This is a genomic window from Streptomyces sp. L2 (assembly GCF_004124325.1).
In the GTDB taxonomy this organism is placed as follows: Bacteria; Actinomycetota; Actinomycetes; order Streptomycetales; family Streptomycetaceae; genus Streptomyces.
Genome location: NZ_QBDT01000001.1, coordinates 7,228,919 through 7,242,514, shown reverse-complemented (window position 1 = coordinate 7,242,514; position 13,596 = coordinate 7,228,919). Strand labels below are relative to the sequence as shown.

The 13,596-nt window shown below is 72.7% G+C and carries 13 protein-coding genes; 8 read left to right on the top strand and 5 right to left on the bottom strand.

Features of this window, described 5'->3' with window-relative positions; translation table 11 throughout:
• The first annotated feature begins 195 nt into the window (after positions 1–195).
• The 3 genes from ctaD to DBP14_RS32440 all read left to right on the top strand — a co-directional run bounded on the left by ctaD (position 196) and on the right by DBP14_RS32440 (position 2,854).
• On the top strand, positions 196–1,914 hold the full coding sequence (ctaD, locus tag DBP14_RS32450) for a cytochrome c oxidase subunit I (protein ID WP_129311204.1): 1,719 nt from the start codon (positions 196–198) through the stop codon (positions 1,912–1,914).
• On the top strand, positions 1,911–2,303 hold the full coding sequence (locus DBP14_RS32445) for a cytochrome c oxidase subunit 4 (protein ID WP_129311203.1): 393 nt from the start codon (positions 1,911–1,913) through the stop codon (positions 2,301–2,303). The genes ctaD and DBP14_RS32445 overlap by 4 nt, the downstream gene beginning before the upstream one ends.
• A 95-nt stretch (positions 2,304–2,398) precedes the next feature.
• The gene (locus DBP14_RS32440) at positions 2,399–2,854 is read left to right on the top strand and encodes an SPW repeat protein (RefSeq protein WP_129311202.1); all 456 of its coding nucleotides are present in this window, start codon (positions 2,399–2,401) and stop codon (positions 2,852–2,854) included.
• A gap of 107 nt (positions 2,855–2,961) precedes the next feature.
• On the opposite strand, the gene DBP14_RS32435 is transcribed toward DBP14_RS32440, so the two are convergent.
• Positions 2,962–4,617 (bottom strand): ubiquinol-cytochrome c reductase cytochrome b subunit, encoded by a 1,656-nt coding sequence (locus DBP14_RS32435; RefSeq protein WP_129312195.1) that lies wholly within the window; start codon positions 4,615–4,617, stop codon positions 2,962–2,964.
• Between the two features lie 228 nt (positions 4,618–4,845).
• On the opposite strand from DBP14_RS32435, the gene DBP14_RS32430 reads away from it, so the two are divergent.
• The 4 genes from DBP14_RS32430 (at position 4,846) to DBP14_RS32415 (ending at position 8,537) form a co-directional block, all read left to right on the top strand.
• Positions 4,846–5,406: a hemerythrin domain-containing protein gene (locus DBP14_RS32430; protein ID WP_129311201.1), complete on the top strand. Its 561-nt coding sequence runs from the start codon at positions 4,846–4,848 to the stop codon at positions 5,404–5,406.
• A 166-nt stretch (positions 5,407–5,572) separates the two neighbouring features.
• A complete protein-coding gene (locus DBP14_RS32425; protein ID WP_129311200.1) occupies positions 5,573–6,319 on the top strand; it encodes a PepSY domain-containing protein in 747 nt (248 codons plus the stop codon).
• Between the two features lie 18 nt (positions 6,320–6,337).
• Positions 6,338–6,763, top strand: coding sequence for a hypothetical protein (locus DBP14_RS32420; RefSeq protein ID WP_129311199.1), 426 nt, complete (start codon positions 6,338–6,340; stop codon positions 6,761–6,763).
• Positions 6,756–8,537, top strand: a complete 1,782-nt coding sequence (locus tag DBP14_RS32415) for a glycoside hydrolase family 15 protein (protein ID WP_129311198.1) — start codon at positions 6,756–6,758, stop codon at positions 8,535–8,537. The genes DBP14_RS32420 and DBP14_RS32415 overlap by 8 nt, the downstream gene beginning before the upstream one ends.
• Before the next feature lie 137 nt (positions 8,538–8,674).
• Here the strand turns inward: DBP14_RS32415 and DBP14_RS32410 are convergent, their stop codons facing one another.
• Positions 8,675–9,289, bottom strand: coding sequence for a MarR family transcriptional regulator (locus tag DBP14_RS32410; RefSeq protein ID WP_129312194.1), 615 nt, complete (start codon positions 9,287–9,289; stop codon positions 8,675–8,677).
• A complete protein-coding gene (locus DBP14_RS32405; RefSeq protein WP_129311197.1) occupies positions 9,282–10,394 on the bottom strand; it encodes a PP2C family protein-serine/threonine phosphatase in 1,113 nt (370 codons plus the stop codon). The genes DBP14_RS32410 and DBP14_RS32405 overlap by 8 nt, the downstream gene beginning before the upstream one ends.
• Positions 10,395–10,602: 208 nt before the next feature.
• Between DBP14_RS32405 and DBP14_RS32400 the strand changes: the two genes are divergently transcribed.
• Positions 10,603–11,115 carry a hypothetical protein gene (locus tag DBP14_RS32400; protein WP_241741094.1) on the top strand — a complete coding sequence of 171 codons (513 nt, stop codon included), beginning with the start codon at positions 10,603–10,605 and terminating at the stop codon, positions 11,113–11,115.
• A gap of 35 nt (positions 11,116–11,150) precedes the next feature.
• Here the strand turns inward: DBP14_RS32400 and DBP14_RS32395 are convergent, their stop codons facing one another.
• Positions 11,151–12,449: an ArsB/NhaD family transporter gene (locus tag DBP14_RS32395; protein WP_129311196.1), complete on the bottom strand. Its 1,299-nt coding sequence runs from the start codon at positions 12,447–12,449 to the stop codon at positions 11,151–11,153.
• Positions 12,450–12,668: 219 nt separating this feature from the next.
• Entirely contained in the window at positions 12,669–13,127 is a 459-nt protein-coding gene (locus tag DBP14_RS32390) for a CBS domain-containing protein (RefSeq protein ID WP_129312192.1), read from the bottom strand.
• Between the last annotated feature and the right edge of the window lie 469 nt (positions 13,128–13,596).

The window sequence follows — 13,596 nt, the reverse complement described above, 5'->3', positions numbered from 1 at the left end:
GCTCCCCAGCCTCACGGCCCTGCGGGCCGGAGGTCGGCCCGGGCCGGGTGACGCGCGCGCGGTGTCACCCGCACGGTGCAGCGGGCCCGGGCGCAGGCGGCGCGCGCCCGGGTTTAGAAGCAGGCGGTGGCGGCTAACCCGGTCGCGTTCGTGGCCGGACGCCGGCCCGTCGGTTCACCGCGTGGAGGGCGCTCAATGTCGACAACGCATCCGGGGCAGGGCGGAACACGGGATGCCGAGCGGAACCCTCGCGTCAGCACGGGCGAGCGGATCAGGGACTACCTGACCACCACCGACCACAAGAAGATCGGGAACCTGTACCTCGTCACGTCGTTCGGGTTCTTCCTGGTGGCCGGGACGATGGCGATGCTCATGCGGGCCGAACTGGCCCGGCCGGGCATGCAGATCGTCACCGAGCAGCAGTACAACGAGCTGTTCACCATCCACGGCACGATCATGATGCTGCTGTTCGGCACCCCCACGTTCGCCGGTTTCGCGAACGCGGTGATGCCGCTGCAGATCGGTGCGCCCGACGTGGCGTTCCCCCGGCTGAACGCCCTGACGTACTGGCTCTTCCTCTTCGGGGGGCTCACCGTGCTCGGCGGGTTCCTCGCCAACCACGGTGCGGCGCCCTTCGGCTGGTTCGCCTACGCGCCGCTGAACAGCGAGGTGCACAGCCCCGGGCACGGCGGTGACCTGTGGGCGCTGGGCCTGGCGGTCGCGGGTCTGAGCACGACGCTCGGCGCGGTGAACTTCATCGCCACCATCATGTGCCTGCGCTGTCCGGGGATGACGATGTTCCGGATGCCGATCTTCACGTGGAACATCCTGTTCACGTCGATCCTGGTGCTGCTGGCCTTCCCCGTGCTCACGGCGCTGCTGCTGGCCCTGGTGGCGGACCGCCAGTTCGGGGCCCACATCTTCGACCCGGCCACCGGCGGATCGCTGCTGTGGCAGCACCTGTTCTGGTTCTTCGGCCATCCGGAGGTCTACATCGTGGCGCTGCCGTTCTTCGGCGTGGTCACGGAGATCATCCCGGTGTTCAGCCGCAAACCGGTGTTCGGCTACGTCGGCATGGTGGGGGCGACGATCGCGATCACCATGCTGTCGGCCACCGTGTGGGCGCACCACATGTTCGCCACCGGTGCGGTGCTGCTGCCGTTCTTCTCCCTGATGTCCTTCCTGATCGCGGTGCCCACCGGGGTGAAGTTCTTCAACTGGATCGGCACGATGTGGCAGGGCAGCCTCTCGTTCGAGACCCCCATGCTGTGGTCGCTGGGCTTCCTGGTGACCTTCCTGCTGGGCGGGCTCAGCGGCGTCCTGATCGCCTCGCCCCCGCTGGACTTCCACGTGACCGACAGCTACTTCATCGTGGCCCACCTGCACTACGTGCTGTTCGGGACGATCGTGTTCGCCACGTTCGGCGGCTTCTACTTCTGGTGGCCCAAGTGGACGGGCCGGATGCTCGACGAACGGCTGGGCCGCATCCACTTCTGGACGCTGTTCGTCGGCTTCCAGACCACGTTCCTCGTCCAGCACTGGCTCGGCGCGATGGGCATGCCCCGCCGGTACGCCGACTACCTGGCCGCGGACGGCTTCACCACCCTGAACACCATCTCGTCGATCGGCGCGTTCCTGCTCGGCATGTCGACGCTGCCGTTCCTCTACAACGTGTGGAAGACGGCCCGCTACGGCGAGATGGTCGAGGTCGACGACCCGTGGGGCTACGGCCGCTCCCTGGAATGGGCGACCTCCTGTCCCCCGCCGCGGCACAACTTCCACGCGCTGCCGCGGGTACGGTCCGACTCCCCGGCCTTCGACCTGCACCATCCGGAGGTCCTGCGGGTGCTGCCCGAGGAGGAGCACGGCGACGTGGAACCCACCCCCGACACCCTAGGGACGCAGAGCGAATGAAGCACGAGGCGTATCTCTTCGGCGGCGTGGCCGTCTTCTTCCTGCTGACCGACGTCGCCTACATCTGGTTCGCGCGCGAACCCGCCGGCATCGCGGCGCTCACCGTCTCGTGCCTCATGTCGTCGGTGATCACGTTCTTCCTCGTCATGAACTACAAGCGCAAGGGCCGGCGGCCGGAGGACCGCCCGGACGGGGAGATCCAGGAGCGCAGCGGCCGGGTCGACTTCTTCCCCCCGCACAGCCCGTACCCCGTGGTCACCGCCGCCGGTGTGACGCTGCTGGCCGTCGGCCTCATCTACGGGGCGTGGCTCTCCCTCATCGGGCTCGGCCTGCTCGGCGGGGGCGTCTCCGGGATGGTCTTCGAGTTCTCCGGCCGGGGCGACGCCTGACGCGAGAAATCCACATAAAAGATGGATAAACCACCCGAAAGGGGGGATTCGTTGCACAAGGCAATAAACCCTCTCCCCGAGAGGAGACGGCAGAGATGTCGTACGCGCAGAACACAGGCTGGATGGGCACCCACCCCGAGATAGCGGAGATGCGGGAGCGGCTGGAGCGCACTGCCTCCAGCGGCCCGGCGATCGCCGTCGAGGGACTGATTCTCCTGGCGGGTGTCTACTGCGCCATATCCCCCTGGGTCATCCACTTCTCGGCGAGTGACCCCAACATCACCGTCAACAACCTCATCGTCGGTATCACCGTGGGCCTGATCGGTCTCGGACTGGTCCTGGCACCGGAGCGGATGCTCCGGCTGGCCTGGGTGATCGCGCCGCTCGGCGTGTGGCTGATCGTCGCGCCCTGGGTGGTCACCGCGACCCACGGCGCGCGCGCCGGCATCGTGTGGAACAACTGCTTCACGGGTGCCGTGACCCTGTTGCTGGGGCTGGCCGCGATGGGGCTGACCGTCGGCATGAGCAGGGCCCGCCGACCACACCGGTGAATTCCACCGTCCCCAGGTGTCGCGCCCGTCGTCGCACGGGCGCGACACGCTTGTGTCCGCACTCCCCGCCCCCGCCCGCTCCTCGCCCTCGCTCAGCCCGCCCGCGCTCACTCCTCGCCCTCGCTCCCCTCCCCGCCGGCGCCCTCGGAGACCGGGTCGGCCGTGCGGCCCGTGATCTGCAGCCGCTCCTCCGCCGTGGTGGGCATGTCGACCCGGTCCCGGTAGTACCAGGAACTCAGCGACGCCTGCAGCCTGCGGTGCAGCGGGGCGTCGGCTCCGGGGTGGACCAGCGGCCGGGGAATGTCCCGGACCAGCAGCTTGTAGCGGGTGTCCTGGTCGAGCCTCTCGTGGGTCTCCCCCATCCCGCCGGCCAGGTCCTGGATCACCTCACCGGTCTCCTCGCCCTCCTCCAGCAGCGTGCGCTCGTGCTTCTGCATCGCCAGGCACACGCGCTTGGTGACGTGGTAGGCGAGGACAGGCGCGACGAACACGGCCACCCGGAAGATCCAGGTCAGCATGTTGACGGAGACGTCGAACTCGTACGCCAGCACATCGTTGCCGCCCGCCATGAGCAGCACGGCGTAGCACACCACGGCCGCCACGCCGAGGCCGGTCCGGGTCGGATGGTCGCGCGGCCGGTCGGCGATGTGGTGCTCCCGGAGGTCCCCCGTCACCCACCGCTCGAACACGGGGTACATGTAGAGGATCAGGAACAGCAGGGCCGGCAGCAGGACGGCGGGCACGAGGACGTTCCACATGAAGGTGTGCCCGGCCACGTTCCACTCGACGCCGGGCATCAGCCGCAGCGCGCCCTCCAGGAACGCGACGTACCAGTCGGGCTGTGCGTCGGTGGACACCACGTCCGGCACGTAGGGGCCGTAGGCCCAGATGGGGTTGATCTGGGCGACGGCTCCGAGGATCGCCGTGGCACCCGCGACCATCAGGGCCAGACCGGTGGACTTGGCGATGAACTGGGGGTACATCGGCTGCCCGACCACGTTCCGGTTGGTCTTGCCCCGGCCGGCCCACTGCGTGTGCTTCAGATAGACGACCAGGATCAGGTGGGCGGCGATCAGGGCGATCATCACGCCCGGCACGAAGAGCACGTGCACGATGTAGAGCCGCCGGACGATCGCCTCGCCCGGGTAGGGACCGGCCCAGAGGAAGAAGCTCAGATAGGTCCCGACGACCGGGATCGACAGCACGATCGAATTGGCGGTGCGCAGGCCCGTGCCGGACAGCAGGTCGTCGGGCAGCGAATAGCCGCAGAACCCCTCCAGGAGCGCGAGCAGGAAGAGGGTCACCCCGATCATCCAGTTCAGCTCGCGGGGCCGGCGGAAGGCACCGGTGAAGAAGATCCGCAGCATGTGCACGCCGATGGCGGCCACGAACACCAGCGCGGACCAGTGGTGCATCTGACGGATCAGCAGGCCGCCGCGCACGTCGAAGCTCAGGTGGAGCGTCGACTCGTAGGCCTTGGAGACGAGGAGCCCCTGCAGCGGCTCGTACGAACCGCGGTACGGCACCTCGGCCAGGCTCGGGTCGAAGTAGAGGGTCAGATAGGTGCCGGTCACCACCAGCACGATGAAGCTGTAGAGGGCGATCTCGCCCAGGAAGAACGACCAGTGGTCGGGGAAGGCCTTGCGCAGCAACTGGTTCGCCAGCTCCGACACCGGCGCACGCCGGTCGGCCACGACATAGGTCTGGAACCCGGCCTGCCGCCCCCTCGCCCGTACCCTCGCCCTGCGTCGTCGCAGCAGCACGCCCGCACCACGCTCCTCCACGTCGGCCCACGGTTCGCGCCGCACGGCCCGGCGGTCGTGCGGCGGGCGCGGGGGTACCCGAGCCGCTCGTCTTTCAATCCCGGGCGGCCAAGCCGAGGCATGACGCGGGGGCGATGAGGGCACCCGGGGTGCGGCAGCGGCCGGCCGGCGCCGGCCGCGGCAGCCCGGCGAGAGCGCCGGGGTCACGCGCCGGCAGGGAGCCTTTCAGTGGAGAGCGAGAGCGGCATGCTCGGGGAACTCACCGCGGACCACCAGCGGATCCAGCGCCTCTTCGACCAGGTGCGCTCCGCCGCGCCCGGCAGCGCCGAACGGACGTCGCTGGTGGAGCGGATCAGCATCAGTGCCGTACGCCATCTGGTGGCGGAGCGGGAGCACCTGCATCCCACCGTGCGCCGGTACGTCGTGGACGGCGACGACTGGGTCGAAGCGCAGCTCGCCGAGGGCCGGGAACTCGAATGGACCCTCAGCGCGCTGGAGGCCGCGGATCCGCGCGGCGAGGAGTTCGTGGAGCTGCTGCTGGCCGCCGGGGCCGGGGTCACGCGGCATGTGCTGGAGCAGGAGCAACTGGTCTTCCCCCGGTTGCAGGCACTGTGCCCGCCCGACGTGCTGCGCGCGGCGGGCTCCGGCGTACGGCCCACGGAGGAGTCGGCACCGACCAGGCCGCGCCCGCGCTCACCTCGGTCGGCGCCGCTGGTCAAGGTCACCGCGCCGGCCTGGGGACCGCTGGACCGCCTGCGGGACGTCGTGACGCGGCGCGGCCGGGGGTGACCTCCCCCTGGCCGCACACGTGGTGGCCCGCCCGGGCGGGTCGGTGGTGACGTCCGCGGGCTCGGGCGGTTTGGGAAACGGCTGCGGGCGTACCCCGGTGCCGGCGGGAAACCGCGGGAACCTCACGAGCGGCAGCGCGGCCGGGACAGGAAGGCAGGCACGCACCATGGCCCATCCCCCAGGGAGCAGGACCGGACGGCGCCGCCGGTTCGGGTTCGTCGTGGCGGCGGCGTTGCTCGCCGGTACCGCCGCCGCGTGCAGCGGCCCGCCGCCGACGCACCCTTCCGAGGTCCTGCCCCAGGTGGAGACGGAGTACGACCGGGCCATCCGCAAGGCGCTGGACGAGGTGTCCGGCAGCAGGCTGGTCTCCGTCGGGCTGAGCCGGGTGAACACCGTCGCCCCGGTGTGGCGGACGAGCGTCGCCACCGAGGACGGCACCGAACACCTCGTCCGCGTCGGGGCCGCCGGGGGCGACGTGCTGGGGGCGGACGTGCCAGCCGGTCAGTCGGCCGCCTCGAAGACGCGCACCGGCACGCTGGTCGCCGGCGCGAAGCTGCTGCCCGAGGAGGCGGTCGACCGGGTGCGGATGCCGGAGTACGGGAAGGTGACCGACGTCCGGCTGGAGAAGGACGCCACGGGCCGCACGGTCTGGTCGGTCACCATCGAGACGGTGGGGCCGCACCGCGTCCACGCCTACCGCGTCGACGCCGTCACCGGGGAGGTGACCGGCGTCGCACCGGCCGGCTCGGCCTCGCCGGCCCCGTCACCGAGCTCGACCCCGTCACCGAGCGGGACCCCGAGCGCGACGCCCGCGCCGAGCGGCTCACCAAGCCGCCCGGGCGCTCCGAGCGGCTCGCCCAGCACCAGCCCCCCGCCCGGCCCGGCCCGGTCCGGGGCCGACGGTCCGGCCTGATAGACCCGAGGAGGTGGCGTGATGGTGCCGGAGAACGCCGTCCGCGTCGCGTGGGGTTCCACGCTCGTGGTGTTCCCGGGCGGCGTGCTGAGCCGCTGCCCGCACACCACCGCGAGCCGGGCCGCCCGCGGCGCGGTGCGACTGCTCGGCGCCCGGCAGGTGGCGCAGGGGCTGGCCGGCGCCTGGGGCGTCGTACCCGCCCGGTGGGCGGCCGTGCCCGACGCGCTGCACGCGGCGAGCATGGCCGCCCTCGCCCTGGCCAGCCGGCGCTGGCGTACCGCCGCGCTGGCCGACTTCGTCGTCGCCGGGGCGTTCGCGGTGCGTACGGCGCGGTCGGCCGCACGGCACTCCGAGGCCCCGGCCCCGCTCCCGGGATCCGGGGCCGGTCGGCGCAGCACGCGTTTCCGGTCGCCGCACCGGGGTAAGCCCGAGTGCCATGGGTGACGATACGGATTCGGATGCGACACCGCCCCCGCGTGACGGCGGCTGCCCGCCCTGGGTGCTCCGTGACTACGCGACCCTCGCGGACGGCGAACGCGGAGCGCTGGTCGACCCCAAGGGCAGGATCGTCTGGCTCTGCGCCCCCCGCTGGCACGACGACGCGGTCTTCTCGTCCCTGATCGGCGGTGCCGGGCACTTCGCGGTCACGCCCACCGACGACTGGCACGTCTGGGGCGGCTACTACGAGGACGGCACCCTGATCTGGGTGAGCCGCTGGGTGACCCGGGACAGCGTCGTGGAGTGCCGGGACGCCCTGGCGATGCCCGCGTCGTCCGACCGGCTCGTGCTGCTGCGCAGGATGCGGGTGGAACGCGGCGCGGCCCGGCTGCGGATGATTCTCGACCCCCGCCCGGGGTTCGGTTCCGAGCGGGTGCGCGATGCCCGGCTGGACGGGGAGGTGTGGACGGCCCGGGCCGGCGGACTGCACCTGCGGCTGCTCGGCGCGCACCGGGCCTCCTGGGGCGAGGAGGGGCTGCGCGGCGAGTTCCGGCTGGCCGAGGGCGAGGAACACGACCTGGTGCTGGAGCTGTCCGAACGGCCCGGCGCCGGCCCACTGGAGCCCGGCCGGCTGTGGCGGGAGACGGAACAGCAGTGGAAGGACGCCGTACCGGACTGCTCCGACCTCGCCGCGCCCCGCGACGCGCGGCACGCGTACGCCGTACTGCGCGGCCTGACCAGCGACTCGGGCGGCATGGTCGCGGCGGCCACGACCTCGCTGCCGGAGCGGGCGAACAGCGGGCGCAGCTACGACTACCGCTTCGCCTGGCTGCGCGACCAGAGCTACGCCGGCCTGGCCGTCGCCGCGCACCGGCCGCACCCGCTGCTCGACGGCGCGGTGCGTTTCGTGGCCGAGCGCATCCTCGTCGACGGCGACGCGGTCCGCCCCGCCTACACGGTGACCGGGGGGCCGGTCCCCCAGGAGTCGACGCTGCCGCTGCCCGGCTACCCGGGAGGCAGCGACCGGATCGGCAACGCGGCCGCCACCCAGTTCCAGCTCGACACCTTCGGCGAGGCACTGCAGCTGTTCGCGGCCGCCGCCCGGCACGACCGGCTCACTCCGGAGGCGGAGCAGGCGGTGACCGTGGCGGTGGACGCGGTCGAGCGCAACTGGCAGCGGCCCGACGCCGGTCTGTGGGAGCTGGACGACCGGTGGTGGACCCACTCGCGGCTGAGCGTGGTGTGCGGGCTGCGCCGGATCGCGGAGGTGCTGCCCGGCGCGACGAGCGAACGGTGCGCCAAGACGGCCGAGGTCATCCTCGCCGAGACCCGCCGCCGCTGTCTGCGGCCCGACGGCCGCTGGCGCCGGGCGGCGGACGACGACGGCCCCGAGGCGGCCCTGCTGGTGCCGGTGGCCCGCGGCTGCATGCCCGCCGGCGACCCCAGCGCGGCCACCACGCGCGCGTACATCGAGGACTGTCTGGGCGAGGACGGCTACCTCTACCGGTTCGACCACGAGGGCATCCCGCTGGGCGAGGCCGAAGGGGCGTTCCTGCTCTGCGGGTTCACCATGGCCCTGGCCACCTGTCACCTCGGTGACCGGCAGCGGGCCTGGCGCTGGTTCGAGCGGACCCGGTCGGCGTGCGGGCCGGCCGGTCTGTTCGCGGAGGAGTACGACGTGCGCCAGCGGCAGTTGCGCGGCAACCTGCCCCAGGCGTTCGTGCACGCCATGCTGCTGGAGTGCGCGGCCCGCCTCGACGAGGGGCCGTCACCGGACTGACGGGCGGCGGCCCACGTCAACGCTCAGGCGCGGCGCCCGCCGGGCCCTTGGGTGACTCCCCCGGCCCCGCCGGCGGTCCGGCGGAGTCCCCCGGAACCCCCGGCCCTTGGGGGGGAGTCTCCCGGCTTCCCCGGCCCTTACGCGGAATCCCCCGACCTCCCCCGGCCTTCGGCGGAATCCCCCGGCCCCTTCGGCCCTTCGGCGGAATCCGGGGAGTCCGGTGTCGGCAGGGTGGCGGTCACCCAGCCCAGCCGGGACGTCTCGGTGCCGTCCATGGGGACGGGGGGCTCACCGCCGGCCTCGTTGAACGCGGCCAGTGCCTCGATGAGCGCCGCCCGCTGGTCCGGACGCAACCGCTCGACGATCGGGGCGAGTTCGGCGCGCCGCCGGGCGGTGACCGTCTCCACCGTCCGCCGGCCCTCCCCGGTCAGCCGCAGCAGCGTCTCCCGCCGGTTGGCGGGGTTGGGCTGCCGGTCCGCGAGACCGGCCGCGATCAGCCGGTCCACCATGCGCATCGCGGTCGAGGGCGCCACCTGCAGCAGGTCGGCCAGCGCGACCAGCTTGGTGGCACCGCGGCTGGACAGCACGACCAGCATGCGGAACTGCGGCAGCGTCACCCGCTCCTCGACCTCCGCGAGCGAGCGCGCGGACACCGCCACGAGCAGCCGGGAGGCGGTCAGCACCGCCCGGGTGACCGCGTCGACGTCGTCCCGGCCCGGCTCGGGCCCGGGCTCGGATCCGGGCTCAGGCATCGCGGTCTCGGCCATGGTCCCTTTCTACCCCGTTCGCGACGCCGGGGTGACCGCGGTAGCGCACCAGCAGCATCGCCGCGTCGTCGTGGAGCGGGCCCTCGGCGTGCCGCATCAGGTCCTCGCGCAGGGCACTCAGGGCGGCGTCCGCGTCGGGCTCGTCCAGCAGCCGCGACCGGTCGCCGAGCGGGTAGAACACGCCGTCCGCGTCCCGGGTCTCGGTGACGCCGTCGGTGTAGAGGAGCAGTTGCTCGCCGGGGGCGAAGGGCACCCGGTACGGCTTGGGACCCTCCGTCTCGTGCATGCCGAGGCCCAGCGGCAGCGCGTAGGCGGGCGGCCGCGGGAAGTCGGTGCGGCCGTCGGCGCGTACGACCATCGGGGCGGGGTGCCCGTAGTTGAGGAAGACGACGTCGTGGCCGGAGCCGATCTCGGCAAGTACGGCGGTGACGAACTTCTCCCCCTCCAGTTCCCGGGCCACGCTGCGTTCCAGCCGCTCTCCCAGGCCCAGCAGGTCGGGCTCGTCGTGGGCCGCCTCCCGGAAGGCGCCGAGCACCACGGCGGCCGTCTCGACCGCCGCCAGTCCCTTGCCCTGCACATCGCCGACGATCACCCGGATCCCGTGCGGCGAGGCCACCACCTCGTACAGGTCCCCGCCGATGTGCGCGTCGGCGACGGCCGAGGTGTAGGACACCGTCGTCTGCAGCGGGCCCGCGGTTCTCGGCACCGGGCGCAGCAGCACCCGCTGGGCCACCTCCGCGATGGAGCGGACGCTGGCGAGTTCCGCCTCCCGCCGGGAGCGCATCAGGGCGGCCGCGATGCCCACGCCGGTGACGCCGGCGACCGAGGCCATCGCGGTGAAGCCCCGGCGTTCCTCGAAGAGCCCGTCGTACACCCCGAGGACGACGCAGAGCAGCAGGGAGGCGGCGCCGATCAGGGCCGTACGGCGCCAGCCACCGACGAGGCCCGCGAAGGCGGGGCCGAGCGAGACCAGCGGCAGGAAGCCCACTCCGGGCCCGGACAGCAGGTCCCCCGCCGTCACCACGGCCATCACCGCGAAGGGCATCCAGGACAGCACCGTCACGTTCCTCGGTGGCTTCTTCACGGTCATGGACTGCTCCAGCGGTCTCGCGGCACTGAAGAGCCGCCTCGCTCGGGCGCCCCTCCTCATCTTTAGACTATGCAAAGGTAGGGGCGGGGGTGGCTCCCGCCCCGGCGCGTTACCCGATCGAAGCCCGCACCGGTTCCGGCCGGACCGCTCGCGCGGCCGACGGAACGCGCGGGCCCGTGTTCCCGTCCTCAGGGTGGGGTGCGCCGGGGTGAGCAGCGGAGGGGCAGTGGTGACGGGACGGCTGGGCGGGGGCGGCGGGCACGAGGACGTCCCTCCGGTTCCGGACGCGGTGTGGCAGAGGTTCCTCGACGACAGCGAGGGGGCGATCCGGCGGTCGGCGCCGAGGGAGCCGTCGGCGCGGGAACGGGCGGCCGCCGGGCCGGGCGGCGTGCCGGAGCCGGCCGGGACACCAGAGTCCGTGGGTGAGCTGTGGCAGCCCGAGGACGTCCGGCCCGGCCGGGCGTGGCGGGAGCTCGACGGCCGCGCGCGGCGCCGCCGGCTGGCCGGCGTGGTCGGCACCGCCGCGGCGATCGTCATGGTGCTCGGGGCCGTGTCGTACCTGCCCCACGATGGGGCGGTCCCGGCCGGGCACCCCGGCGCGGTGGTGCCGCGGCAGACGGAGAAGGCGTCCGATCCGCTGCCCAGCACCTCCCCGGCCGTGCCCGGCGCGGGCTCCGGGACCGTGTCCCCGCCCGCCCAGGATTCGGGGCCGCGCACCTGATGTCGGAGGCACCGCGGTAACCGCCGGGGACGGTGTCAGCCGAGGGCGAAGTAGCGCAGCCAGACGTAGGCGAGGGAGACGGCGACGGTGGCGGCGGTGACGACCAGCCCGTACTTGGTGAACTGCCAGAAGCCGATGGGCCGGCGGTTGCGTTCCGCGATGCCGAGGACGACGACGTTGGCGCTGGCGCCGATCGCCGTGGCGTTGCCGCCGAGGTCGGCGCCGAGGGCCAGGGCCCACCACATGACGTGGTCGGCGCCGCCGCCCATGGTGTGCACGAGGTCGGCGGTGACGGGCGCCATGGTCGCCACGTAGGGGATGTTGTCCACGATCCCGGACAGCACCGCCGACGCGCCGAGCATCGTCATGGCGCCGCCGAGTTCGCCAGTGCCGATGGCGTGGGCGAGGGCCTGGGAGACCTGGTCGATGACGCCGGTGCCGATCAGGCCGCCGATCATGATGAACAGGCCCGCGAAGAAGGCGAGGGTCGGCCACTCCACCTCCGAGAGCACCTCGTCGGTGTCCACCCGGGAGACGGCCACGAGGAGACCGGCGCCGAGGAGGGCGACGACGCTCGGCTCGTAGTGCAGCACCGGGTGCAGCACGAAGCCGGCCACGACGAGGGCGAGCACGAGCAGGCCCTGCACCAGCAGCCGGGGGTCCTTGATGGCCTCCCGTTCCTCCAGCGCCATGATCCCTGCGGCGCGGTCCTCGTCGTAGACGAACGCCTCGCGGAACATGACCCGGCAGAGCAGCAGGAGGACGGCGACCAGGACCACGATCAGCGGGGCGAGGTGGACCAGGAAGTCGTTGAAGGTCAGGCCGGCGCGGCTGGCGATGATGATGTTGGGCGGGTCGCCGACGAGGGTCGCCGTGCCGCCGATGTTGGAGGCCAGCACCTCGGCGATCAGATAGGGCGCGGCGGGCAGGGCGAGGCGTTCGCAGACGAGGAGGGTGACCGGGGCGACCAGCAGGACGGTCGTCACGTTGTCCAACAGGGCGGAGATCAGTGCGGTGATGACGACCAGCATGACCATCACCCGGAACGGCCTGGCGCGGGCCTTCTTCACGGACCAGATCGCCAGGTACTCGAACATGCCGGTCTTCTTCAGCACGCCGACGATCATCATCATGCCCATGAGCAGGAAGATGACGTTCCAGTCGATGCCGGAGGTCTCGGAGTAGAACGCCGAGGCGTCGTCGGTCGCGCCGATCGCCAGCATCAGGCCGGCCCCGCCGAGGGCGACGGCGACCCGGTGGATCTTCTCGCTGATGATCAGGGCGTACGCGCCGGCGAAGACGGCGACGGCGGCCCAGGCGTGCCAGTCGCTCACGACACCACCGCCGCGGGCCCCGTGCCGTACGGCGCCCCGCGTGCCATGTCGGCCATGACGGCCACCTCCGATCGGACGACAGAGCTCTCCCTGTTCGCCGACCAGACTTCCCGGCACACCGCTGGGCACCTTACCCTCTCTTGGCGTCCCCCCAGCAGTTCCTTGACCAGCAGACCGGGCGGGACCCGGACTGCCGGGCTCCGGCAGCGAGGGCCGTCATCACGTGACGGCGAGCAGGCGCTCCAGCAGGTGCGAGGCCGTGATGACGCCGAGGAGCCGGGGACCGGCCCCGTCCCGGTCGACCACGGCGACGAGCGGGCTGCGGGCCTGCGCCATCTGCGCGGCGACCTCCAAGGCCGTGTCGTCGGGCGCGGCGATCGCTGGCGGGGGCGCGGTCGCGGTGAGGCAGTCGCGGACCCGGAGTCCGGCCAGGGCCTCGCAGAGCCGGTCGGCGTGGTCCTCGTCGACGACGGCGGCGAGGGTCGGGTCCTCCACGACGTATCCCGGCACCAGGAGCTTGACCATCTGGGAGGCGGGCAGGATCGCCTCGGGCGCGCCGCGCTCATCCACCACCAGCAGGGCGGGCAGCCGGTGGGCGGCCATCAGCCGGGCGGCGTCGAGGGCGGCGCTGTCCAGGCCGACCGTCTCATACACCACCGCCAAATCCCGCGCCCGCACACCCGGCTCCCGTCCTCGCACGCCCTCGTCCACACATCCGGCCGGGGCCCCACGAGCAAGATAGCCGAGCGGTCGGCCAGGGCGCCGGGCCCGGGTCAGTCGTGGGCGAGCCGGGCGGGCGACCGAGAGTGGCGGGCCAGGGCGGCGGGCGAGGGGCAGTCGCGGCCAAGCCGAGCCGACAGCCGACGTACCCGACCCGGAGCAGTCGCGGCGAAACCCAGCCGACAGCCGACGTGACCAGCCCTGGTCAGTCGCGGCCATGCCGAGCCGACAGCCGACGTACCCGACCCGGAGCAGTCGCGGCGAAACCCAGCCGACAGCCGACGTGACCAGCCCTGGTCAGTCGCGGCGAAACCGAGCCGGCATCCGACGTGACCGGCCCGGGGCAGTTGCGGCGGAGCCGAGCCGGCGGCCGACGTGACCAGCCCGGGGCAGTCGCGGCGGAACCGAGTCGGCAGCCGAGGTGACC

Coding starts and splice junctions, on each gene's coding strand:
- DBP14_RS32425 (WP_129311200.1), top strand. CDS start 5,573: ATGGCCCATCCCCCAGGGAGCAGGACCGGACGGCGCCGCCGGTTCGGG.
- ctaD (WP_129311204.1), top strand. CDS start 196: ATGTCGACAACGCATCCGGGGCAGGGCGGAACACGGGATGCCGAGCGG.
- DBP14_RS32405 (WP_129311197.1), bottom strand. CDS start 10,394: ATGACCGTGAAGAAGCCACCGAGGAACGTGACGGTGCTGTCCTGGATG.
- DBP14_RS32440 (WP_129311202.1), top strand. CDS start 2,399: ATGTCGTACGCGCAGAACACAGGCTGGATGGGCACCCACCCCGAGATA.
- DBP14_RS32410 (WP_129312194.1), bottom strand. CDS start 9,289: ATGCCTGAGCCCGGATCCGAGCCCGGGCCCGAGCCGGGCCGGGACGAC.
- DBP14_RS32415 (WP_129311198.1), top strand. CDS start 6,756: ATGGGTGACGATACGGATTCGGATGCGACACCGCCCCCGCGTGACGGC.
- DBP14_RS32445 (WP_129311203.1), top strand. CDS start 1,911: ATGAAGCACGAGGCGTATCTCTTCGGCGGCGTGGCCGTCTTCTTCCTG.